Source organism: Bacteroidia bacterium, from assembly GCA_040880525.1.
GTDB lineage: Bacteria > Bacteroidota > Bacteroidia > CAILMK01 > JBBDIG01 > JBBDIG01.
This window is the reverse complement of record JBBDIG010000011.1, coordinates 1-23,587: the sequence shown is the minus strand read 5'-3', so window position 1 is coordinate 23,587 and position 23,587 is coordinate 1. Positions and strand designations below refer to the sequence as shown.

The following is a 23,587-nucleotide window of genomic DNA, read 5'->3' as shown; positions in this document are numbered from 1 at the left end:
TTCCCGAAAGCATGAAACCAGTATTATCCGGGGTAGATCACGTCAGCACATCCAGAACATTTGCCCTCATTTTCTCTATAATTTTTCATCCTGTTCTTTTTCCTTTTTATGCCTTCGCTCTTTTAGTGGGAGCCGGCAGAAATGAAGTTGTTCTGCCAATTCTCCACCATCGTACTGAGATTCTGCTGCTGATCCTGGGAATGACGGTGTTGCCGATCATTTTTGTCCTCGCCATGAAGCGGGACATAATGCTCAGGAATCAGGAGCAAAGGACCATTCCTTATATTATCACTCTCTTAATTTATATTGCAGGTGGCTTGGTGGCTTTTTGGCTGGCACTGCCCATTCTTCTTGTTGCGCTTATATTTTCGGCCACCGTCTCCCTTTTTGTGCTGATGGTTTTGAATCTGAAGCTGAAGGCCAGTATGCATACATTCTCGGTCGGGGGAATAATGGGAATCCTGATGTTCTCCGGCTGGTTTGAGGAATCGCTTTACTGGAAGTTGTGGCTCGGAGCAGGGCTGCTGGCGCTTTTGGTTATGAGAGTGAGACTAATACTTAAAGCGCATACCCTTCCGGAAATTGCTGCCGGTTTCATGGCAGGTTTGGTTCCGGTTTTTATAGGACTGAAAATAGCCGGATATTAATCGTAGACCGTTACGGTTCCTTTGCGGTAATGGATGCTGTCATCCCAGCCGGTATAGGTAATGAGGTAGACATAAACTCCATGAAAGGCGGCTGTTCTTCTGTAATCGCCCTTCCACTGCGCCCGTTTGTTCTGAGACTCATAAACCAACTGGCCCCAGCGATTGTAGACTTTGATCTCATAAGATTTCACAAAAACAGGCTTAATACCCCAATCATCATTGATATCATCGTCATTGGGAGTAAATGCATTAGGAACATAGAGCAATGGCGGCTGAAAGAGAAAAACCTCGTTGGACTCACTGGTGGCGTTCCGGCTTGAGTTGCCATCTTCTTCATGCGCAACGATCTTGTACCAATATGCTCCTTCATCTTCATTCAAATTCTGGTCGAGGTATGAAAAGGCTGACTCGCTGCCGGAGCTGATTACAGAATAGGGAATTACCGGATCGCGCCTCATCAGCTCATATTTTTTAACCCCATGATCCCACTGGTCGTACGATGTCCATTGCAGGGAGTGCTCAAAAGGGAATGAAGTACCGGACAGTACCACATTGCATCCACGATTGCTGGTATCGCTTTCATAGCCACACTGGTCTAATACTGTCACACTGTAGCAGTAGGATGAAGTATGTACATTAACTGAGCGATCCTCGTGGGACAATTGGTCTCTGTTAGTAATAAAAGCAATTTGCTCGTATTGGGAATCCGGAGAATTCTCTTTTCTGAAGAGTTTATAACCGTAAAAATCCGGTTCAACTGCTTCTTCCCAAATTACTTTTACAGCCTCTTCTTCCGTAACGGTAGCTGTTACCACGTGAGTAGGATCCGGGACAGAATCTCTGTTTATGCTGGTGCAAAGCCGGTAACTGGTATCGCCCACTTTTCCGCAGATATTGATCCCGTACATGTAATAGCAATAATCTACTGTCTTGTTATCAAACGCTTCATTGTCATAATAGGAAGTATTTGCAGGATTGGTAAACGTAAACGATTCCGTGGTTCCGTCAGGGAATTCTTTTACCAATACAAATTCCCTGAAATGGTCCGTGGAATCAAATCGTCCCCACCTTACGGTAAGGGCATCAGGGCCTTCCCTGTCAAAACAAACCATTGCCGGAGGATCTATGGTGGGTGGTGGCAGCACTACGATCTGGAATCTGGCCACAGAAGTTTTGGCAATAGGGCATCCATTGTCCGTAACCCTCACGACTATCTCATAGGTATCCACTTCGGAGGCATGGGCACAAACGGTTTGCCAGCAGAATTCGGTTGAAACCGACCTGAAACCTCGCGCGTTACTCATCGTGGCAAAAGGTGCAGAAATACTTCCTCCGGGAAATACATCACCTTCAAAAGTCAAAAACAGCGAATCATTTGGATCAGCATCTGTTGCGGATATCGGCAGGCACAGTTTGTCAGTTGCAGCTATTGTATAAACTTCGTTCTGAATGTTTTCTGAAATTTCAGGTGCGGTGTTTTGGTTGCAGGTACTTATCGTAAACTGAAGCTCGCGCCTTACTTCGCCTATTTTCACCCCATTCCGGTATTCTTCAACAAGAATTGACACTACATAAACGCCCTGGCGGGTTGGCGTAATATTCAACTCTCCGGTGCGGGGGTGAATAGAAAGCGTTGGGTCTCCGTCAATGATGAACCCTAGATGGTATCCCTTTCTCCAATCAGCCTTATGGTAAGGTCCCGGATTGATAATGGGATAATCGGGACTGTTAGGATCATTGGGATTCATTTGTGTTAGCGTTCCTTTCAAAGGTTCTACGAGCGAATAAACCAGTGAATCACCGTCCGCATCTGTCACATTATAATTGAAGGTGAATGGGTTGCCAACGCACAATAACGTAAGGGGATCGCGATTGAAAACCGGGGTTGAGTTCTGGATGCTGAGGGGAGGGATCTCCATATAGAAGGCCATTCCTACTTCTCCCTGGGGATCATCTCCTATCTCAATATTTTTGATGATAACGTTCCGGCAACAGCGCTCCCAGCTAAAGTAATAGCCTCTGGCACTGTTAAATTCAGAAGGGCTGAGATTGATCACCTGCTGATACAGCCCAATGTGCGTGCAGCCATCGGGAATGTTTATGCAGTTATCTCCCACAAAAATCAGGGTGTCATTACTTTTAATATTATTGAACCGGTAGCTTTTGACCATGATGTTGGTGCCTTTCTCAAACATCCCTACATAAAGCGGTTCATTGAATGGTGGAACTCCATTCTGGCAGTCCCGGAAAACTTTCAGGGTCAGCAGATATTGATCTCCTCCCTGGTGCTGAAGACTAAAATCACCTCCTACAATATGAGACGCCTTTATCCCTTGGGATGACAATAGAAACAGGAAAATATATAATACGATTTTTTTCATGATGTGCTAATACAACTTTCTCAAAGATACAACAAATATGCAGGCTTTGGTTCACCTGAAGCCGGTGCTTTGCGGGAGGTGCAATTTCGGATAATTAACGTTTCAAATGGTATTTTCGCCCACGCTAAAATTAAATTCTGTAAAAAAATTTACAAGTGGCTTACGAGGTTAAAGTAAATAATAAAAAAACATTTCAAATAGAAGTTGAAAACGGAGAACTGAGCCTGGATGGCCGGGAACTAAAAATTGACATCCATTCCATAAGTGAGAACCGGCTTCATGTATTATATAAAGGGAAGTCCTTCAGAGTAGGAATTGTTGAGAGGCAAAATACCAAAACCTTTGGGGCGGAGGTGAATGGAAACCGGTATAGCATTGAGTTGAAAGACCGTTATGATCTGTTGCTGGAAAAACTTGGGCTGAGCAGCCTGGCCGATTCTGGCGTGGACGAAATTAAAGCTCCAATGCCCGGCCTCGTGCTGAAGGTGCTGGTGGAAGTTGGCGAAGAGGTACAGAAGGATACTCCGCTGATGATCCTTGAAGCAATGAAAATGGAGAACGTTCTTAAAAGTCCTGCCGCAGGAAAAGTAAAAAAAATCGAAGTGAGCCAGGGACAGGCGGTGGAAAAGAACCAATCGCTTTTGCTTTTTGAATAACATATTTCAGCACGGCATTTCATCGCTCATCAAACCAAATCAAAATCATGAATTTAAATATTTACTGCGCGTCATTTCTGATGTTGATGGCCTCTCTGTTGTCATCCTGTCAGCAAAATGAAGAAACCGGCAAACATGCTGAGGAAGTATATGAGCGGCTAAAAAATGAAGAGGTAGAACGGCTTAAAACCGTTTATAGAAAAAGCATGGAATATGGTGATGGGAACACGGCTATTTACGCTCTTCAGAATCTGATGCTCATTGATTCACAATATGTGGATTATAGCGATACCCTCGCAACCCTGTACTTTGGAAATGGGAAATACCAAGCTGCCCTGGCTGTAACGGATGAAGCATTGGAGAAAGAACCGGAAAACCTGGAAATGCTGGAGATCGCAGCCATGGCAAATACTTTTATGGGAGAAAACGATGAAGCACTGAACATCTTCCGGGAATTGTACCGCCTGTCAGGAAATGCCCAATATCTCTATCGTATCGCTATCGCACAAATCTCTGATGATGATTTTGAAGGAGCCAGAACATCTATTGACAGTTTGTTTGCCCACCCCGGAATAGAAACCGATTCTGTAACCGTGCCGGTGGGCCAGAACCACAGCCAGGAGGTACCCCTAAAAGCGGCAGCTCTCAACCTCCGGGGCTTCTATTTCGGCCAGCGGCAGGAGATGGAAAAAGCGCGTGAATTTTTCCTTCGCGCGCTCGCAGTTGATCCCGAGTTCGTCCTGCCCCAGGGAGCGTTAAGAGAAATGAGTGGAATATCCGGAAGGGGAGAGTGATAACCCGCTTTTGGAAAAGAAATTGATATAAGGAGCCGGGGAACCTCTCCGTTCTTCTTAAATCCCTTACCCAACAATGGCCACCAAACTCTTTTACGTCTTTTTCTTCCTTTTAGGTATCGCTGTCTCCAGCCTGTTTATTTATGCAAACAGCCCGGAGGAGAAGAAGTACCAGATGGAATTCAGAAACGATTATCGCATCTATGCTTTCAATCTGCCGGAGAATATAACTTTTGCAGGCGAAAAGGTACCGGTACATGATTTTGAAGTAGCTGAACGGCTGGACCGCGAAATGCTCGTGAACACTTACTGGCAGTCGCAAACGCTGTTATTCCTGAAAAGATCTAACCGCTACTTGCCGGAAATTGCTGAGACCTTGAAAAGGAACGGGGTACCGGAAGATTTCAAATACCTGGCACTCATAGAGAGCGGCCTTACCAATGCAATTTCTCCAGCCGGAGCCACCGGGTTCTGGCAGTTTATAGAAGGAACCGCGAAGCAATATGGGATGGAGATCAATGCTGATGTGGACGAGCGCTATCATGTCCAGAAGTCAACCGAAGCCGCATGCATGTATTTGAAGGAAGCGCATAAGAAATTCGGAAACTGGACTCTTGTTGCTGCAAGCTACAACATGGGAATGTACGGATTACAGAAAAGGCTGGATGACCAGCAGGTTTCATCCTATTATGATCTGGCCCTTAATTCAGAAACTTCACGGTATGTTTTCAGGATCCTTGCTGCCAAAGAAATAATGGAAAACCCCCAGAACTATGGTTTTCACTTCAGGGAGAATCATCTTTATCCCCGGATTAAGACAGAATCGGTTATCGTTGATTCGGCTGTAGACAATTGGGTAGCCTTTGCAAAAGATCATGGGATCACTTATAAAGCGTTAAAATATTTCAACCCCTGGGTGCGTAATACAAAGCTCAGCAACAGGGCAGGAAAAACATACTACGTTGATATTCCGGTCGAAAAGAACATAGATAGCTTTTTCGTCAACACACTGGAAGTGGAAGAGGAAGAGATCGAAGAGCTGAAAGAAGCTGCAAGGCAGAAAGAAGAGTTACTTACACCGGAAGAAGACGAACAAACAGACCTCGTACAGCATACGGTAAAATCCGGTGAAACCATCAGCAGTATTTCATTATTTTATAAAGTGAAAGCAGAGGACGTGATGAAATGGAATGATCTGGAAAATTCCAGCATTAAAACAGGACAGGTTTTAACGATTTATCTAAAAAAAGTTGAGTGAACTCATAGAGACCGCACCTGCAAATCAGGTTGAAGAAAAGGTAGAAGGCGGCATTATAGAAATTTTCGGGGCAAGAGAGCATAATCTCAAAGATATTGACCTCGTACTTCCCAGAAATAAGCTCATAGTTTTTACCGGCCTCAGCGGAAGCGGCAAATCCTCTCTGGCTTTCGATACTATTTATGCGGAAGGCCAGCGGAGATATATGGAAAGCTTCTCGGCTTATGCGCGCCAGTTTATCGGCAGTATGAAAAGGCCGGATGTTGAGAAGATAGACGGCCTCAGCCCGGTCATTTCTATAGAGCAAAAAACCGTTAACAGAAGTCCGCGCTCTACGGTGGGCACTTCTACAGAGATCTACGACTTTCTTCGCCTGCTTTATTCCAAAGTAGCGGACGCCTATTCCATTACCACCGGCAAAAAAATGGTGCGTTTCTCTGATAGTGAGATCTATGATACGGTGGTAAAGCAATTTGCCAAACGCAGCGTATACCTGCTCTCTCCGCTGGTAAGGCGGAGGAAAGGACACTACCGTGAATTATTTGAGCAATACCGGAAACTTGGCTATACAAAGGCCAGGGTAGATGGTGAAGTAATTACCATTAAGCCGGGATTCCAGGTGAGCCGTTACCAGATCCATGATATTGAATTGGTGATAGACCGGGTGAAGGTGGACGAAAAATCCGAGAAGCGGATAAAAGCGTCCATAGAGCTGGCACTGAAGCAAGGCAATGGAAGCCTGATGGTGGTGGACAGCAAATCGGACGCATCCTTCAATTTCAGCAAAAATCTGATGTGCCCGGATAGCGGTATTTCTTATGATGAGCCGCAGCCAAACACCTTTTCCTTTAATTCTCCCTATGGATATTGCCCTGCCTGCAAAGGGCTTGGCATTACATGGTCATTCGATGTGGACCGCATTTTTCCCGATCCTGAGTTGAGTATAGCTGATGGCGGAATTGCGCCCCTGGGCAAGGACGTTGATTATTGGTACAAGCATGTATTAAAATCAATCGCTAAAAAATTTAAGTTTAAGCTTACAGATCCGATTAAAAAGCTCTCGCCCGAGGCAATAGATGCCATTCTTTATGGCGCTGATGCTGAAATGCAAATTGAAACGGAGTTTGGAGATTATAGTGCCCGCTTTCCCGGATTGGTCAAAACCCTTGAAAAATCAATGGGTCAAAAGAGCAGTGTATTCTCTAAAAGTGATGTTGCAGAAGTTGCCTACCAGACTGAATGCCAAGCCTGCCACGGCTACAGGTTGAAAGAGGAAGCATTGCATTTTAAGATCGCAGACATGCATATTGGAGAGGCTTCATCCATGCAGATTGACCACTTTTATAAATGGATCGGGAAGCTGGAAAAATCATTTGAGGGCAACAGGAAAATTATTGCTGCGGAAATTTTAAAAGAGATAAAAACACGCACCAGTTTTCTGCTGGATGTGGGTCTGAATTACCTTATGCTGAACCGCTCATCCGCATCCATTTCGGGTGGAGAAGCGCAGCGCATCCGGCTGGCAACGCAAATCGGTTCGCAGTTGCTGAACGTGCTGTACATTCTGGATGAGCCGAGCATCGGGCTCCACCAGCGCGACAATCAAAGGCTGATCGGTGCGCTGAAAAACCTGCGGGACATCGGCAATACTGTACTGGTGGTGGAGCATGACCGCGACATGATCATGGAAGCCGACTATATAGTGGATCTCGGGCCAAAGGCCGGAATTCATGGAGGCGAGGTAGTGGCAAAAGGTTCTCCTGATAAAATTATGGAGCAACTTTCCATTACCACGGATTTCCTGAGCGGCCGGGCCAATATCCGAATGCCGGAGCGCAGACGCAAAGGAAGCGGTAAAAAATTGCGGGTAAAAGGAGCCTCCGGCCATAATCTTAAGAATGTAACCCTTGAGCTTCCACTTGGAATGCTGGTATGCGTCACAGGAGTTTCCGGCAGCGGCAAATCTTCGCTCATAAACGAAACGCTGTATCCCATCCTGCGGAGCCATTTCTACAATGCTTCAGGCAGGCCGCTCCCTTACAAATCCATCAAAGGCCTGGAACATCTTGATAAAGTAATTGAAATTGACCAATCGGCTATTGGCAGAACACCGCGCTCCAATCCTGCTACCTATACCGGAATGTTCACGCTCATCCGGAACTTGTTTTCGGATCTTCCGGAAGCAAAGATCAGGGGTTATAAACCGGGGCGTTTTTCATTTAATGTAAAAGGTGGCCGCTGTGAAGAGTGCAAAGGTGGAGGGCTAAAACTCATTGAGATGAATTTCCTGCCGGATGTATACGTGGAGTGTCCATCCTGTTTTGGCAAGCGCTACAACCGTGAAACCCTGGAAGTGCGCTATAAGGGAAAATCAATCAGTGATGTGCTGGAAATGACCATTGAGGAGAGCCTTGAGTTCTTCCGGAACATTCCAAATATCAAGCGAAAACTGATGACCCTGAATGATGTGGGGCTTGGCTACATTCATGTGGGCCAGCCTTCCACTACTTTATCAGGAGGAGAGGCGCAACGCGTGAAGCTGGCGACCGAACTCTCAAAGCGAGATACCGGGCAGACGCTTTACATCCTTGACGAACCTACCACCGGACTTCATTTTGAAGATATCCGGATTCTCATGGATGTTTTACAAAAGCTGGTAACACGTGGAAATACGGTGCTCATTATTGAACACAATATGGATGTTATTAAAATGGCAGATCATATTATTGATATTGGGCCTGAAGGCGGCAGCAAAGGAGGCGAGATCATCTGCTCAGGCACACCAGAGGAAGTTGCTGCCCAAGATAAAGGCCATACGGCAAAATTTCTCGCAAGGGAACTGAAGTAGCCAGAGGCAAATTAATTCAGGGCGCCAGACGTACTCTTTTCCATTCTTCCTCTGAAATGCGGGAATAGGCAATCCTGTCGTGCAAACGATTGGGCCGGCCTTGCCAGAATTCCATGTAATCCGGCATCAGTTGGTATCCGCCCCAGTGTTTTGGGCGCGGAATCTCCTTCTGGTCAAATTCTTCTGCAAGGTCGAGCAGTACCTTGTCCAGGTTTTCGCGGCTTTCAATTACTTCGCTTTGGGGAGAAACAAGGGCTCCAAGCTGGCTGCCCCGTGGCCGGCTATGGAAATATTCATCCGATTTCTCTACCGGTAATTTTTTCAGCCGTCCTTCTATGCGTATTTGCCGCTCCATCGGCAGCCATAAAAATACCAGGGCAGCATAAGGATTATCATTGATTTCCTTTCCTTTCCGGCTGTTGTAGTTAGTATAGAACTCAAAGCCGCTGGAATCAAAACCCTTCAGCAATACTACGCGGGCGGAGGGTCTGCCCACTGAATTTACAGTAGCAAGCGTCATCGCATTGGGTTCAATTATTTGCGCATCAAGAGCCGCATCAAACCATTGCCCAAACAGTTCAACAGGATTGTCTGGCATGGCTGCTAATTCTAATGTTTTAGGAAAATATTCTTTTCGCAATGAAGAAACGTGGTGATTATGATTCATTCCTGTGATTACCGGCATTTTTAGAAGTTGGTTCCAAGGCCAAATTTAAATCCGGCTGAAATTACCGGGACGACTGTTTTCACATTTTCAGGAGTTGACAGAAATGAGCGCTGAGTTTCATCCCAATCGCAGAAATGTAGGTTCTGATCTTTGCTGCGAACGCCAATTCCGCCATAAAAATCAACGATAAAATTTCCACTGTAAAACTGCTGGTATCCAAACGTGATTTTTATATCCAGGAGGTTACGGTGTTCGCTCTTCGTGTTTTCGGTATACCGGTTTGGGAAATCAGGATCGCATTCCAATACGCTCATATTGTAGGCTTTATATTGGATTTCAGGCCCGAAATAGAATCCTTCAATATCATAAATTCCCTCTCGCAGTTTGTTTGGGAAATAGCGGAGGCTGGCGCGGGCACTAAAGCCTGGCTCAGCTTCGCGAATGTCAATGAATTCCGGAACCTGGGATGCCGTAGTTTGCCATATCCCGAAAATGTAGTTCCTGAATGTATAGCCCGCACCTACTTCCACACTCAGCCTTTTGTCAAGCTTATGTTCATAGTACACCGGAAAATCACCAATAAAAATGTTCAGCGGGTTTACTTTGAATATATGTTTTACGTTTTCAATCCCATCATCAAAATTTGATTCGCGGTCAGACCCGTCATAAGAATATTCTGATGATGAACGAACCTGTGCCCCGGCATCCGAAGCACTGAAACCTGCCATGAATCCGATAAGGAGAATTACTATATATCGCATATTTATCAATAATTTAAGGGTTTACTTCAGAGGTTGCCAATTGATGAGAATCAACCTGTAATTCCATGATCAGCTTATGCAATTGCTTTGCCTTTCAGGTGGCTGTCTGTCGCTCTCGTCCTAATTCACAAACCGGATGGTAAGCGGGTAGCGGTACATATTCCCTTCGCTGGCCTTAATTGTTGCTATCAACGTGAACACGAGATGAAGCACCATGACGATAACGATCAGCACGAAACCCACCAGCACCAGGAACAGGATGGCTGAAATCAAGGCATAAATGCACATAGAGATATTGAAGTTAAGCGCTTCCCTTCCCTGATCATTCACAAAAGGAATTTCTTCTCTTTTAACAAGCCACACCACTAAGGGACCCAGGAACCAGCCGAAGGGTATAACATAACCTGATAGCGCTGAAAGGTGTGCCAGCATGCCCCAGTTTCGGTCATCTTTGCTCAGTGTTTGGGGGCTCCCTGGCGCATCAAAGGGTTCTGATTGAAAAGGTTTGTTGGTTTCCATTTTAAAAGAGTTAACAGTTTATAGAGTTAAAATGATGGATAAAACAAAAATTGTTTTGAAAGAAATTCATTCAGGCATTTGAAATTAAATTCTGAAACTATAATGATGGATAAAGCGGAAATTGTTTAGTCAGGTTTTTAACTTCATTTCCGGTGTCCTTTATTAATTGAGTATTCTCCACGTTCATCAGCACTTTATCAATTAATTCCACGATCTGCCTCATTTCATTTTCTTTCATTCCTCGTGTAGTGATAGCCGAAGTTCCGATGCGCATTCCGGAAGTAACAAAAGGTGATTTATCATCGAATGGAACCATGTTTTTATTAATGGTGATGTGCGCACCTTCAAGGGTGTTTTCGGCCTTTTTTCCCGTCAGGTTCTTGGAACGCAGGTCAATCAGCATCAGGTGATTGTCTGTGCCTCCTGTAATCACCTTGTAGCCTTTCTCCTGGAATGCAGCGGCCATCGCTTTTGCATTCCGCACCACTTGCCGGATGTATTGGTCATACTCATCAGTGAGTGCCTCGCCAAAGGCTATGGCTTTGGCCGCGATTACATGCTCCAGCGGGCCACCCTGCGTTCCGGGAAAGACGGCTGAATCAAGCAACTGCGACATCATCCGAATTTCTCCTTTCGGGGTAGTGAGCCCCCAGGAATTCTCGAAATCACGGCCCATCATGATCATGCCGCCACGAGGGCCGCGCAGTGTTTTGTGCGTAGTTGTGGTAACGATATGGCAATGTGGCAACGGATCGTTCAAGTGGCCTCTGGCAATAATGCCTGCGGGGTGCGCAATATCAGCCATCAGTAAAGCGCCAGTTTCATCAGCAATTTCTCTGAACCGTTTGAAATCCCAATCCCGTGAATAGGCCGAGGCACCGGCAATGATCAACTTCGGCTTTTTACGGGCAGCCGTCTCCATCACCGTATCATAGTTGATCAGTCCGGTTTCCTGCTCCACATGATAAAATACCGGGTTATACAGCTTACCTGAAAAGTTTACAGCCGAGCCGTGCGTAAGGTGCCCGCCATGAGAAAGGTTGAAGCCAAGAATGGTATCGCCAGGGTTGAGGCATCCAAGCATTACGGCAGCATTTGCCTGCGCACCTGAGTGGGGCTGCACGTTTACGTAAGCGGCCCTGAAGAGTTCCTTCGCTCTTTCTATCGCCAGATTCTCTGATTCATCTACAAATTCGCAACCGCCATAGTACCTGCGGCCAGGATACCCCTCAGCATATTTGTTGGTGTGAACACTCCCCATGGCCTCCATTACCTGCGGACTCACAAAATTCTCTGATGCGATCAGTTCCAGCCCTTCTTCCTGGCGATTTCTTTCTTTTTTTATTATTTCAAAAATTGCTTCGTCTCTTTTCATAGCGTGTTTTTGCGGATTGTAACGATAGGTAAAACCGGGCGAAAATTAGGAAATATGGCGTAGAGTAGCGTCTTCCATATTGATTTTGATACCAGTATCCCTTCCTCTTTTAATAAAAATTTATAAAATACAGAATACTTAATCAGGATAATCCGATAGTCCAATTTTCGTATCGCGACAACAGAATCATATCTTTGTATATACATTTAAATTAAAAAACAATAATCATGATGAAAAACAACCTCATTTTGTGTCTTCTTGCTTCAACAGCAATGCTCATTTCTTGCGATAATGGAGGAGGAAACCAGGATGGCACAGACAATGACACGACAATGACGATGGAGGAGGGGACTGATGAAACTGCTGAAGGAGCAACAATGACGGCCACGCTGAATGAAAATCAAAGCAGCGTGATGTGGACCGGAACCATGTTAGGCGTTTATGCTCACACGGGAACGGTGGACTTCAAGGAAGGAAACCTCATTATGGAAGATGGAAAGATCGTAGGTGGCAGCTTTACTGTGAATCTTGGCACCATAGTCCCAACTGACGAAAATTATAATCCTGAAGAAGGCAAGAGCAAAGAAAAGCTGGTAGGCCATCTCCAATCGGATGATTTCTTTCATGTAGAGGAACATCCAACAGCTCGTTTTGAGATCACAGGTTCTTCACCAGAGGAGAACAAACTCATGGGCAATCTCACCATCCGCGGTATAACGCATGAAGAAACCGTAGAGGATGTTTCCTATGATCCGGCTAGTAAAACCGCTACCGGCAAGCTGGTTTTTGACCGCAAAAAGTACAACGTGAATTGGGACAGCCCGCAGGATGTTGTGCTTTCTGATGATGTGGAACTGGCCATTAACCTTACGTTGCAGGAATAAATTTCCAGCCATTTTATTAAATAGAAAAAAGCACCTCTTGAGGTGCTTTTTTCGTTTCAGGCCTCCGGAGAGCTCCATACATACTCAATGGCTGATTGCCTGATGGTGCCATTCATCATAGGATCAGGCTTGGATATTTTTACCCATACCTGCCGTACCTGTGGAAATTTTATTTGCACTTCATTCGCAATCTTGGCGGCTACCGTTTCGATCAGTTTTGCGGGTTTCTCCATTTCGCTTTGCACAATGGAATGCAGCGCTTCATAATTTATGGTATTGGCAACGTCATCCTCCAAAGCGGATGCTTCCAGAGGAATTAAGACCTTAATATCCACAGCAAAATTCCGTTTCAGCATTCGCTCAGCCTTATAGAATCCAATAGGTGCTTTTATTATGATGCCTTCTAAAGAGATGGTAGTCATGGAATTTTTATTTGAATTTTAATCAATGGCTCAATCTGCTGTTAATTTTCCCAGTGTATTTACCCGATTGTGATATGCGCCTGTGGATAATCATACCGGGTGGTCTTTACTAATGTGCTTAGCGCCAGGGCCAGAGTGAGAATACCAACCCTGCCAACGAACATCGAAAATATCAAAATGAATTTTCCGGGGACAGACAGATCGGCCGAAATACCGGTGGAAAGACCTACAGTACAGAAAGCAGAAACTTCTTCAAAAGCTAGCTGAAGAAAAGGTACTCCAGGATCAGTGAGCGTGAGCAGAAAAATGGACACTATAATAAAGGATAGTGCAAATACCACAATAGAGTAAGCTTTGAGCAGCATATCCATGGAAACAGAACGGTTGGCGATTTCAAGATTTTTTTTGCCCCGTATGGTCGCAAACACTGAGGTGAAGATTATAACAAAAGTGGAGGTTTTAATGCCCCCGGCTGTAGAGGCTGATGAGCCTCCGATAAACATCAGTACGATCAAAAGAAACAGGGCCGGCACGCTGACGGCACCAATATCAACCGTATTAAAACCCGCAGTTCTTGCCGTTACAGATTGAAAAAGAGCTCCTACCATTTTGCCAAAATTTCCCTCACCAGCCAGGGTGTTATCCTTTTCCAAAGTATAAAAAATGATCATTCCAAAAAGGATAAGAGCGAAGGATGTATAAACAGCTATTCGGGTGTCAATTTCCCAACCTTTCCAGGGAAAACGCATGCGCTCTCTCAGCCGGGGTACGCTGAACAGATCGCGGATGGCCGGGAATCCCAGGGAACCAAAGAAGATCAACCCAGCCATTACGATGTGCAGAAGGTAGGCCTGCCGCAGCGGTTCTTCATAAAGGCCGTTAGAAAAAAGGGAAAATCCGGCATTACAAAACCCTGAAATGGAATGAAAAAGAGAAAAGAAAAGCTTTTCTCCCGTATGTTCAAATTCCATTACGGGGGGCCAGAGCAAGTAAACGGCAATAAAACCAAGTAATTCTATAGTGAGCGTAACCATCACTACCTGGCCTAAGAGGGCTTTGGCGCTGTGGAGAGAGGGAGCGTCAAAAAGCTGTTGCATAGCTGATGAATGCTTTAGCGACACTCCCTCACGGGAAAAAAGTGCGAAGAACATCCCGAAAGTTACGATTCCGATACCACCGAGCTGCATTAATATCATGATCACGGCCTGGCCTGTTATACTAAAATAAGTCGCAGTATCGGCTACGATATGGCCGGTAACGCAGGCGGCACTGGTGGCCGTGAAGAGCGCTGTCACGAAATCGGCTCCCCTTCCGTCAGCAGTCATTTCCGGCATCATCAGGAAAATTGTGCCCGCTGCAATCAGCACCGAAAAAGCAAGGATCAGCAGTAAACTTGGTTTTATATTTAAATGAATAATCCGGGGGCCGAGGCGTGCAAATTCCACCAGGACATAGAGCAGCAGGTAAAGCTTTATAATATATAGGTAAACATTCGCCACGTGCTCCAGGTCCAGCCGGTCCAGCACCTCATAAAGGAGCGAGGAGTTAAAAACTAAAACTGAAATGCCATCGAAGAGAATGAGCAAAGTAAGGAGCGCCTCCAGCCAGTTATGCCTTATAAATTCCCATCGTCCATAGTTGAACACAAACCGGAGCAGAAAACTGGCGACATAATAAATAAAGATGACGCGAAAAACTTCACCAAGCATCACTTCTGTACGGTTTGAAACCGGAAACCCATAGTAGTAGCTCAGCACCAGCAATGCTATTGCTGAAACGGTAACACTGCTCAGCCGTATAAACCTGAGCCCAAGCTCCCGCTGGTGAAATATGAAATCGAAGATGCGTTGTTTCAAAATCCTGTTTCTGCTGCCGTGCAAAGATAATTACACCGCCTGTGGCAGTTTATTGCAAGAATAATATCTGTGAGACAACCTCAGTATAAACTTGATCGTCATAACAGGAAGGCTGATAAAATATTCAGTAACTTTCACGGCTTTCAAAGTGGTAAATCCCATGGCCCTCTCTCCAAAACACCTGTTAATTACGCTTCTATGTAGCAGTTGCCTGGCTATTTGCCAGGCGCAGGTAACGGCTGATTTCAATGGTGATGTACTATCCGGGTGTTCCCCGCTCAATGTAAAATTTACTGATCAGTCTTCCGGAAGTGTTGTTTCATGGGAATGGAATTTTGGCAATGGCAATCAGTCGGCACAAAAGAATCCGGGAGCGATATACTCTGCTCCGGGCGTTTACACGGTAACCCTGAAAGTAGCAGATAGCTCCGGAGCCACAGATTTTATTTCTAAAACCGGTTACATTCATGTTTTTGCAAATCCTGTTGCCGATTTCAGTGTGAGTCCGGATCAAGGTTGCGAACCGCTGAATGTTCAGTTTACGGATAACAGCACGCCCGGCACAGGACCCATAACGCAATGGCGATGGGATTTTGGGGACGGTAACGTTTTGAACTCCAATGGCTCCACGATGCATTCCTACACCCATACGGGCACTTTCGATGTGCTCCTGGAAGTCATTGACCTGAATGGTTGTAAGGCCGTGAAAAGGTATATAAACGTGGTAAAGGTGCAGCCCCGGCCTGAATTTGAAATTAAACCAAATACGGTAACTGATTGCAATATCCCGCGCACAGTAAAGTTTTCGGCCCCGGTAACCAATGGCTCAGGTTCGTATTCCTATTCCTGGAGCTTTGGAGACGGAGGGAGCAGTACTGATGAGGAACCATCACACACGTACACCAGCTATGGAACCTATGATGTTACCCTCACAATAACCAATTTGACAACGGGATGTATCAGGAGAAAAACTGTCCCGGCCCTGGTTACGTTGGAAAGGCCATCGCTGGACATGTCGGTTTCGCCAACAAGAAGTTGCGAACCGGCCTCCGTTTCGTACAATGCGGACGCGCAAAATTTTCCGGGATCAGTGAATTACCAATGGAATTTCGGGGACGGTACTTTCAGCAACGCTCCTTCAGGATCGCATAGTTTTGGAGCAGGCACCTGGCAGGTGAAGTTGAAAGTAAGTTCGTCAATGGGCTGCGAACTGGACAGCACCATAGAAGTGGTGGTAAATCCAAAACCCAATGCTGATTTTCATGCTCCGGTCAGAGCACATTGTGATGTCCCCTTCACCGCAAACTTTTTTGGAGAAGGGAAGGACATAATAAAATGGGAGTGGGATTTTGATGACGGAGGCACAGCGAACACGCAAAACCCCATATACACTTTTTACGAAAAAGGAACTTACGACATTACACTTGTAGTAACCAATATCTATGGCTGTACGGATACAGTTGTTAAGAAAGATTATATTTATCTCTCTGATACTATTGCCAAACCTGTTACGAATACCAAAAACCTGTGTGCTCCTACAACCGTCCAGTTTTATAATGTACTTGATACGATCCTTTCTGTCGAAAACTGGCATTGGGAATTTATTGATCCTTTCCCCGGACCTAAAACCAGTACGGATCCCAATCCTTCCCGGCATTATCCTGACACCGGGGAGTTTTGGGCTGTGCTGATAATTGAGGACGAGTGGGGTTGCCATGATACAGACAGCATCCAGCTTTCGATAGGCAGCAAGCTTGTGCCTGAATATCTCGCCATTCCACCCGAAGGATGCGGAAAATCTCTCACGGTTAATTTCCTGAATCAAACGGATACCTCGGCCATACAACCGGATAGCTTCAGATGGGATTTTAATGCACCACATACGAGCATTGACTGGAATCCCAGACATACTTTTATTGGACAACTCCAGGATTTTCCGGTAAAACTTACCCTCTATCATAAGCAGTGTACTTCGGATACCGGAAGTACGGTCACGCTTAATGCTCCCCTCGCAAAGATTGATTTCGTGCAGCCCAGGTGCAATCCTGATTCTGTATTTTTTTATAACGGATCAGCAGGAGCCGACAGACATTTCTGGAATTTTGGCGATGGTACCACCAGCAACCTTGAAAGCCCGGTGAAGCGATATGAGGATGAAGGGAATTATCAGGTCCGCTATATAGCTGTAAATGATTCTACAGATTGTGATGATACAGTCTATGCGCATGTGGAGGTTAAATTTCTGAAAGCAAACTTTACAGCCAACGATTCTATTGGGGACTGCCCGCCTCTTACCATCCAGTTCAGCGATGCCTCTGTTCCCGGAAGGCATCCGCTCAAAAGCCATAAGTGGTTTTTTGGCGATGGCACCAGTTCCACTCTGCGGAATCCACAAAAGGTTTACGAAACATCGGATTCCTTTACCGTTACCCTCATCGTTTCAGATATCTATTGTTCCGATACGCTTGTTGTTCCCGATTTTGTCAAGATCATGGGGCCGAGAGGAACGGGCGAGGTGGACATCAATGAAGGATGTTTTCCTCTCAAGGTAAATTTCACATCCAAAACCGAGGGCGCTGATCGCATTATCTGGGACATGGGCGATGGCTCCCTGATAGATGGGCAGAATGTCAGCTTTACCTATAATTCGCCTGGTCGTTATATCCCGCTGCTCATTTTGATTGATGCAAAGGGTTGCAGGGTTTCCATTCCTATTGGCGATACCATCTGGGTACGGGATAAGCCCAGTCCGGACTTTACTTTCAATAATCCATGCCTTAGGCAAAACACAGTTTTTAATAATACTTCCACGGCTGGCGAAGGATACCTGCGTTTTTCATCATGGAATTTTGGCGATGGCCATACAGAAATAGTGATGGGCGCAGCCGTAGTCAAGCATGCCTATTCAGCCCCAGGGATATACGCTGTTGAGCTATTGCTGGAAAATACTTATGGCTGCCGGGCGGAAATAAAAAAGGATGTTGAAATCGCGACTATTGGAGCCGGCTTTTTGATAAAGCAGGACCGGATCTGCGTCAATGAGCCGGTTCAGTTTATGAACATTTCCAAAAGCGAAAAGCCCATCACCCAATACTTCTGGAATTTTGATGACGGGACGACAAGCCAGGATGAAAATCCTGCGCATATTTTCACGCGCAAAGATTGGTATAGCGTAAAACTCATTGCCACAAATAGCTTCGGATGTAAGGACACCTTTATCTATGATATTGCGGTGGGCGATAGTATTGATCATCTTACTCCTTTTATTTATCGAGTAACGGTGGAGGATGAAGAACGGGTTAAAATGGAATTCGCCCCGTATCCTGAAATTGATTTTAAGGCATATCATTTTTATATAAAAAATTCAGAACAAAAATGGGAGAAGGTGGGCATTTCCAATATAAAGAGTGATACCGTATTTATTTATGAAAATCTGAGTACCCTTAACAGCAGCTATTGCTTTAATGTGCAGTTTGAAAACACCTGTGGGTTTTTCAGTGTGCTTGACAGAACGCGGTCTCATTGTTCTGTAAATATTGAGGCAGAACCTGATACCAATCGCAACATCGTAAGCTGGAATCATTATTCCGGATGGCCGGTCCAGAAATATCATCTGTACCGCGACAATGCGGATGAACCGAGCGGATATTCGCTGATCGCCACCGTATCTGGCGACAGCTCAGTTTTTATAGATTCATCAATTATCTGTTACGTTAATCACCGCTACAGGGTGATAGCCAACGAGGATGGAGGCCACCTGATGGAAAGCAAGAGCGATTGGGATGATGCGTTACCGGTATATATTCCGGTTGTTCCGGCACCAGAATTAAGAAGGGCTACGGTAGAAGAAGATAAATGGATACTGGTGGAGTGGGAGCCACAACCTTTGGTGAATATCAGGCAATATATTCTGGAGCGTAAAGATCCTTTTGGGTCATTTGAAGTATTAAATAATGAATTATCAGGTACCACGCTCAGTTACCGGGATAGGCAGGTGGAGGTGGATGATGAAAGCTACACGTATCGCATCAGGTATATTGACAGTTGCGGGGATGTAAGCGAATGGAGCAATCCCGGCCAGACGATGGTGCTGACAACAGACACCACGGCTCATCCCGTTCCTCAATTGGAATGGTCTGCTTATAATGGCTGGCGCCTCGGAACCCGCGCCCATGGGATTGAAGTACAGGACCAGGCCGGAAACTTCAGGAGCCTGGCATCATTGACGGACATAGCAGAACTGCAATGGGAAGACCACCAGACCGACCTGAACAGCCTGCCGGAGTATTGCTACCAGATCAGGGCAATGCGGGAGGAGGATTCGGCTTCCGCCACGAAAAATGTTTGGAGCCTCTCCAACACAAGCTGCCTGATGGTGCCACCAACGCTGTACGCTCCTAACGTATTCAGTCCTAATGGAAATGGCACCAATGACTATTTTGCCGTTCAGGGACTTTTTGTCTTTGAATATGAATTGCTCATATACGACCGGTGGGGGCAACGGGTATTCAAAAGTTCCTCACTCAAAGATCAATGGGATGGAACCTACAGGGGCGGAGAAGCCCCTGATGATGTGTATGTTTATATCATCTCATTTTCCGGCAGTGATAAATCAGTGCAATATCTCAAGGGAAATGTGACATTGATCCGGTAACCCGGCAATGATCGGCATTTGAGATTAAATTAAAAATTATTTTTTATGCTACCCTCTTTTCCTTTGCGGTATCAGTATTGCGATAGGAAGCACCGGCAATTTTGAGCGTTATGAGCACCGCGCTACATGTTGTGTCTTTATTAAACTAAAAAAACCAAAATGGGCAAATCGCAGGAAACTTTTAATAAGAAAGAAAGAGAAAAGAAAAGAATGAAGAAAAGGCTTGAAAAGCAGGAGAAGCGTGATGAGCGCAAAGCCAACTCAGAAGGAGGAGCTCTTGAAAACATGCTAGCCTATATTGATGAAAATGGGAATATTACGGATACCCCACCCGATCCGGCAAAAAAGAAAAAAATTGATTTGAGCAGCATTCCGCTGGGCGTTCCAAAAAGAGAGAAGGATGAAACTGATGCTGTCCTAAAAGGAAAAGTTGACTTTTTTGATCATTGTAAAGGATTCGGTTTCATTAAAGTACCCGGCACCAACGACCGCTATTTTGTCCACGTCAATGGATTAATAGATAAAATTGAAGAAGGCGATACAGTCACTTTCGAGCTGGAGCGGGGAATGAAAGGAATGAATTCAGTAAGAGTAAAAAAGGTATAATATACTGTATTGCCAATCATGAAATAAAGCGCTTAGGCGTCAGACGGTTTCAAGCTGTCTGGCGCCTTCATGTTTGTAGCCCGGAATGTTATCGCAATTACACAGAATTACAATATGTGATTCTCAGTATGTTTCTGAATATTATACTTCCGGGCAGAAGCCCAGAGTTGCACAACTGCCTGCAAACCTTAAAAATATTTAGGCGAATACGTCCATCGTAGTCTGCACCCGCTAGGCCCCCAAACTGTGGATACCCAACGCCTTCTCGCCCGGCCAGGCAGACGGCATCAACGACAGCTTCGGCCCCGCTGGCGCCTGGATCAAGTCCTACTCCATGCGCATCTTCAACCGCTGGGGCGAACTCATCTACACCACCGAAACCTCCCAGCCCTGGGATGGCGCTAATGCTCCGTCAGGCGTCTACCTCTTCCGCATCACCGTGAGCGGTTTTGATGGTGAGGTGCTGAGGGAGGTGGGGACTGTGACGGTGGTGGAGTAATATCATTTTATCCCCTTCTTTCGAAATTGAATTTTCTCCCATTGCCAGGCTTCAACAAAGGGTATGACGAGTGCGGAAAAGATGAATGTTTCTCAGAATGAAATCTTTTTGAGAAATTTGATGTAGTTAGATTAGACGAACTTGTTTCTTTTACTCAATTGCTGCTCATGCCATTTTTTTTCAAACTTCTGTGTTTCTTTTCGCTTTCGCTGGTCTTAGCGGGTTCTTTGGGTGCAGCGGCACAAGGTTTTCAAGGAACCTCCTCCCTTGGCTTTATCCAAAACCAAGGACAGCTTACCGACACTGATGGCAGGCCCACCCCTGACATCCTGTTCCAGGCAAACCTGAAGGGCCAAACCATATACCTGCGCAAAAACGGCATCAGCTATGTGCTATCGCATTATGAGGAAATGGCGGCACAGGAGGCAAACCGCGATAAATTTTATAGTGACGAGGATGGCAAACCAGAAGTGAATTTGCAACTCCACAGGGTGGATGTAGACTTTTTGGGTGCAAATACCGAATCAATTACGGTTGGCGAAGATGCTGCAGGGCCATATTTTAATTATTATTTTCCCCACTGCCCGGATGGTATTGAGAATGTACCTACATTTAAAAAAATTATTTATAAAGATTTATATCCACACATTGATCTTGTATTTTATTTTTCAGAAGAAGGCGGAGTCCAAGGTTTAAAGTACGATTTAATCGTGCATCCCGGAGGCGACATTAACGAGATCAGGATGAAATATACCGGAGCAGAAAATATTTTTATTGATGGACAGGGACAGTTTAATGCCGAAACCCCTCTTGGGAATATCACCGAACACGCGCCCGTGGCTTATCAGAACGGTCATGAAATAGAATGCAACTTCAATTTGTCAAACCGCATTTTGTCATTTACTACCGAAAATTACAACCTGGATGAAGAATTAATAATTGATCCATTTGTGCGCGTTTGGTCCACTTTTCTAGGAGGTTCAGGATCAGAAGATGGTAATGGAGTAATTTCCGATACATTAGGCAACGTGTATGTAGCCGGCAGAACTGAGAGCACTGATTTTCCAGTTACCACAGGGGCCTTTCAAACTACCCGATCCGGAAGCCCTTGTGGTTTTATTTCTAAATTTGACAGCTCCGGAAGTTTGCAATGGTCCACATATTATGGAGGATACCATACCACGGAATTTTTGGATATTAGTATTTTCAATTCGTCTGAACTCTTTGTTTGTGGTTATGCTGGCGATGGTTTGCCAACACTCAATGCTTTTCAGGCATCCTATTCAGGTCCCGCAACAGGAATTGGTAAGGATGGGATAGTGATAAAGTTCAATTCCGATGGAACACGGTCTTGGGCAACATATATTGGGGGAAGCGATCGGGATGAATTAAATGAATTAGCAATTGGACATTCAGGGAGTGTATATGCTGCCGGCTTTTCAAATAGTACAGATTTTCCTGTCTCATCCGGGGCATATTTGAATGCTAAAACTGGTAGCTTACATGATGGTGTCGCAGTGAAGTTCAATAATAGTGGGGGGAGAAATTGGTCTACTTATCTTGGAGTAGGGGCAAATACTTTCGGTGGTGGCATTGCGGAAAGTATTGACGTAGGAAAGGACGAGCAAGTTTATATTGCAGGTGGTACAAACAATCTAAATTTATCAGTTACATCTAATGCTTACCAATCTACAACGCTAGTCAATCGAATTGCGTTTATAACTATTATGGATAGTACAGGTTCGCGGCTTTATGGTTCTTATTTTGGGACTGATCTAATATGGCCGAACTCCATTCATATAACTGCGGACGAATTTGGCGAATATTATCTTTCAGTTGCCAATGACGAGGATACTTTACCAGTTTCCCAAAATGGGTTGTTACCTGTTTCCTCCAACGGGCCAAATATTTATTTGATAAAATTCTCTGCGTCTCATTCTTTTGTTTGGGGTGGTTATTTTGGGAAAGGTTGGTTTCTTGATTTGAAGGCAAAATATGGTAAAGTCATAGCCACAGGCCGTATTACTTCTTCATTATTTCCAGTCACCAAACATTCTTTCCAAACAAATTTTGGTTCAGCAACATTACTTGCTGCCGTTCTTCAACTTGATTATTCCGGTAATCGGCACTATGCCAGCTACTACGGTGGCAGCTATACAACCATTGGCCATGGCATTGATTATAATGGTGTAGCAAAATGTATTTATCTGACAGGAAGGACAAGCTCAAATACAACCTCAAATGATTTCCCGGTTACATCAGGTGCTTTTCAAACCGTTTATTCTGGTGACGGTGATGCCTTTCTCATAAAATTCACAGAATGCTTTTTCCCCACAGAAATTGATGCAGATACCACCACCATTTTTTGCCGGGGCGATAGTGTGCAACTGAAAGCAGATACGGGCCACAGCGTATATTACTGGTCCAATTATGATACGTTGGGGCAAACTTGGGCATACGAAGAAGGCAATTATTGGGTACGGATTACCGACTCAAGCGGCTGTGCCGCTTTTGATACGGTAAACATTAAAATTACACCGGATGAGTTTTATCGATCGCCTGAAACTTTCCACGCAACGGTAGATTCCACATCTTCTTCGGAGGGCAAGATTCTGCTCACCTGGCCGCCCGATTCATTGGAAAATATCTTTGTTTCGCATTACCGGCTTTATTCCCGCCACCAAGATAGCACTAGTTTTTTAGTGCTGGCTGACAGCATTCCATTTACGCAGTCCACGTTTCTTCATGAAAATATCAATA

17 protein-coding genes are annotated in these 23,587 nt (G+C 45.2%); 10 read left to right on the top strand and 7 right to left on the bottom strand.

Annotated features, from left to right (window positions below):
* Positions 1–11: 11 nt before the first annotated feature.
* A complete protein-coding gene (locus WD077_02000) occupies positions 12–647 on the top strand; it encodes a hypothetical protein (GenBank protein ID MEX0965983.1) in 636 nt (211 codons plus the stop codon).
* On the opposite strand, the gene WD077_01995 is transcribed toward WD077_02000, so the two are convergent.
* Positions 644–3,028, bottom strand: coding sequence for a gliding motility-associated C-terminal domain-containing protein (locus tag WD077_01995; protein ID MEX0965982.1), 2,385 nt, complete (start codon positions 3,026–3,028; stop codon positions 644–646). The two genes, WD077_02000 and WD077_01995, sit on opposite strands and share 4 nt — an antisense overlap.
* A gap of 155 nt (positions 3,029–3,183) precedes the next feature.
* Between WD077_01995 and WD077_01990 the strand changes: the two genes are divergently transcribed.
* From WD077_01990 to uvrA, 4 genes are all read left to right on the top strand, one after another.
* Positions 3,184–3,684, top strand: coding sequence for a biotin/lipoyl-containing protein (locus WD077_01990; protein ID MEX0965981.1), 501 nt, complete (start codon positions 3,184–3,186; stop codon positions 3,682–3,684).
* Positions 3,685–3,731: 47 nt separating this feature from the next.
* A complete protein-coding gene (locus tag WD077_01985) occupies positions 3,732–4,478 on the top strand; it encodes a tetratricopeptide repeat protein (GenBank protein ID MEX0965980.1) in 747 nt (248 codons plus the stop codon).
* 76 nt (positions 4,479–4,554) lie between these two features.
* Positions 4,555–5,736 carry a transglycosylase SLT domain-containing protein gene (locus WD077_01980; GenBank protein MEX0965979.1) on the top strand — a complete coding sequence of 394 codons (1,182 nt, stop codon included), beginning with the start codon at positions 4,555–4,557 and terminating at the stop codon, positions 5,734–5,736.
* A gap of 4 nt (positions 5,737–5,740) precedes the next feature.
* Positions 5,741–8,584 carry an excinuclease ABC subunit UvrA gene (gene uvrA, locus WD077_01975; GenBank protein ID MEX0965978.1) on the top strand — a complete coding sequence of 948 codons (2,844 nt, stop codon included), beginning with the start codon at positions 5,741–5,743 and terminating at the stop codon, positions 8,582–8,584.
* A gap of 16 nt (positions 8,585–8,600) precedes the next feature.
* Here uvrA and pdxH read toward each other — a convergent pair whose 3' ends face one another.
* The 4 genes from pdxH to glyA all read right to left on the bottom strand — a co-directional run bounded on the left by pdxH (position 8,601) and on the right by glyA (position 11,906).
* Positions 8,601–9,269 carry a pyridoxamine 5'-phosphate oxidase gene (gene pdxH / locus WD077_01970; protein MEX0965977.1) on the bottom strand — a complete coding sequence of 223 codons (669 nt, stop codon included), beginning with the start codon at positions 9,267–9,269 and terminating at the stop codon, positions 8,601–8,603.
* A gap of 2 nt (positions 9,270–9,271) precedes the next feature.
* Positions 9,272–10,012, bottom strand: coding sequence for a hypothetical protein (locus WD077_01965; GenBank protein ID MEX0965976.1), 741 nt, complete (start codon positions 10,010–10,012; stop codon positions 9,272–9,274).
* Positions 10,013–10,132: 120 nt separating this feature from the next.
* Complete coding sequence (locus WD077_01960) at positions 10,133–10,531, bottom strand: DUF4870 domain-containing protein (GenBank protein MEX0965975.1); 399 nt, start codon at positions 10,529–10,531, stop codon at positions 10,133–10,135.
* 97 nt (positions 10,532–10,628) lie between these two features.
* Complete coding sequence (glyA, locus tag WD077_01955) at positions 10,629–11,906, bottom strand: serine hydroxymethyltransferase (protein ID MEX0965974.1); 1,278 nt, start codon at positions 11,904–11,906, stop codon at positions 10,629–10,631.
* Positions 11,907–12,133: 227 nt separating this feature from the next.
* Here glyA and WD077_01950 point away from each other — a divergent pair, with 227 nt between their 5' ends.
* On the top strand, positions 12,134–12,790 hold the full coding sequence (locus WD077_01950; protein ID MEX0965973.1) for a YceI family protein: 657 nt from the start codon (positions 12,134–12,136) through the stop codon (positions 12,788–12,790).
* 56 nt (positions 12,791–12,846) lie between these two features.
* On the opposite strand, the gene folB is transcribed toward WD077_01950, so the two are convergent.
* Together folB and WD077_01940 are read right to left on the bottom strand one after the other, a co-directional pair.
* Complete coding sequence (folB, locus tag WD077_01945; GenBank protein ID MEX0965972.1) at positions 12,847–13,212, bottom strand: dihydroneopterin aldolase; 366 nt, start codon at positions 13,210–13,212, stop codon at positions 12,847–12,849.
* 59 nt (positions 13,213–13,271) lie between these two features.
* Entirely contained in the window at positions 13,272–15,068 is a 1,797-nt protein-coding gene (locus WD077_01940; protein MEX0965971.1) for a potassium transporter TrkG, read from the bottom strand.
* 160 nt (positions 15,069–15,228) lie between these two features.
* Here WD077_01940 and WD077_01935 point away from each other — a divergent pair, with 160 nt between their 5' ends.
* The 4 genes from WD077_01935 to WD077_01920 all read left to right on the top strand — a co-directional run.
* Complete coding sequence (locus WD077_01935; GenBank protein ID MEX0965970.1) at positions 15,229–19,722, top strand: PKD domain-containing protein; 4,494 nt, start codon at positions 15,229–15,231, stop codon at positions 19,720–19,722.
* Between the two features lie 159 nt (positions 19,723–19,881).
* Complete coding sequence (locus tag WD077_01930; GenBank protein MEX0965969.1) at positions 19,882–20,328, top strand: cold shock domain-containing protein; 447 nt, start codon at positions 19,882–19,884, stop codon at positions 20,326–20,328.
* Positions 20,329–20,572: 244 nt separating this feature from the next.
* Positions 20,573–20,827, top strand: coding sequence for a gliding motility-associated C-terminal domain-containing protein (locus tag WD077_01925; protein ID MEX0965968.1), 255 nt, complete (start codon positions 20,573–20,575; stop codon positions 20,825–20,827).
* 167 nt (positions 20,828–20,994) lie between these two features.
* Positions 20,995–23,587: SBBP repeat-containing protein (locus WD077_01920; protein MEX0965967.1), on the top strand; the 2,593-nt coding region annotated here is incomplete at its 3' end.

Coding starts and splice junctions, on each gene's coding strand:
- WD077_02000 (MEX0965983.1), top strand. CDS start 12: ATGAAACCAGTATTATCCGGGGTAGATCACGTCAGCACATCCAGAACA.
- WD077_01995 (MEX0965982.1), bottom strand. CDS start 3,028: ATGAAAAAAATCGTATTATATATTTTCCTGTTTCTATTGTCATCCCAA.
- WD077_01985 (MEX0965980.1), top strand. CDS start 3,732: ATGAATTTAAATATTTACTGCGCGTCATTTCTGATGTTGATGGCCTCT.
- WD077_01980 (MEX0965979.1), top strand. CDS start 4,555: ATGGCCACCAAACTCTTTTACGTCTTTTTCTTCCTTTTAGGTATCGCT.
- pdxH (MEX0965977.1), bottom strand. CDS start 9,269: ATGCCGGTAATCACAGGAATGAATCATAATCACCACGTTTCTTCATTG.
- WD077_01965 (MEX0965976.1), bottom strand. CDS start 10,012: ATGCGATATATAGTAATTCTCCTTATCGGATTCATGGCAGGTTTCAGT.
- WD077_01960 (MEX0965975.1), bottom strand. CDS start 10,531: ATGGAAACCAACAAACCTTTTCAATCAGAACCCTTTGATGCGCCAGGG.
- glyA (MEX0965974.1), bottom strand. CDS start 11,906: ATGAAAAGAGACGAAGCAATTTTTGAAATAATAAAAAAAGAAAGAAAT.
- WD077_01950 (MEX0965973.1), top strand. CDS start 12,134: ATGATGAAAAACAACCTCATTTTGTGTCTTCTTGCTTCAACAGCAATG.
- folB (MEX0965972.1), bottom strand. CDS start 13,212: ATGACTACCATCTCTTTAGAAGGCATCATAATAAAAGCACCTATTGGA.
- WD077_01935 (MEX0965970.1), top strand. CDS start 15,229: ATGGCCCTCTCTCCAAAACACCTGTTAATTACGCTTCTATGTAGCAGT.
- WD077_01930 (MEX0965969.1), top strand. CDS start 19,882: ATGGGCAAATCGCAGGAAACTTTTAATAAGAAAGAAAGAGAAAAGAAA.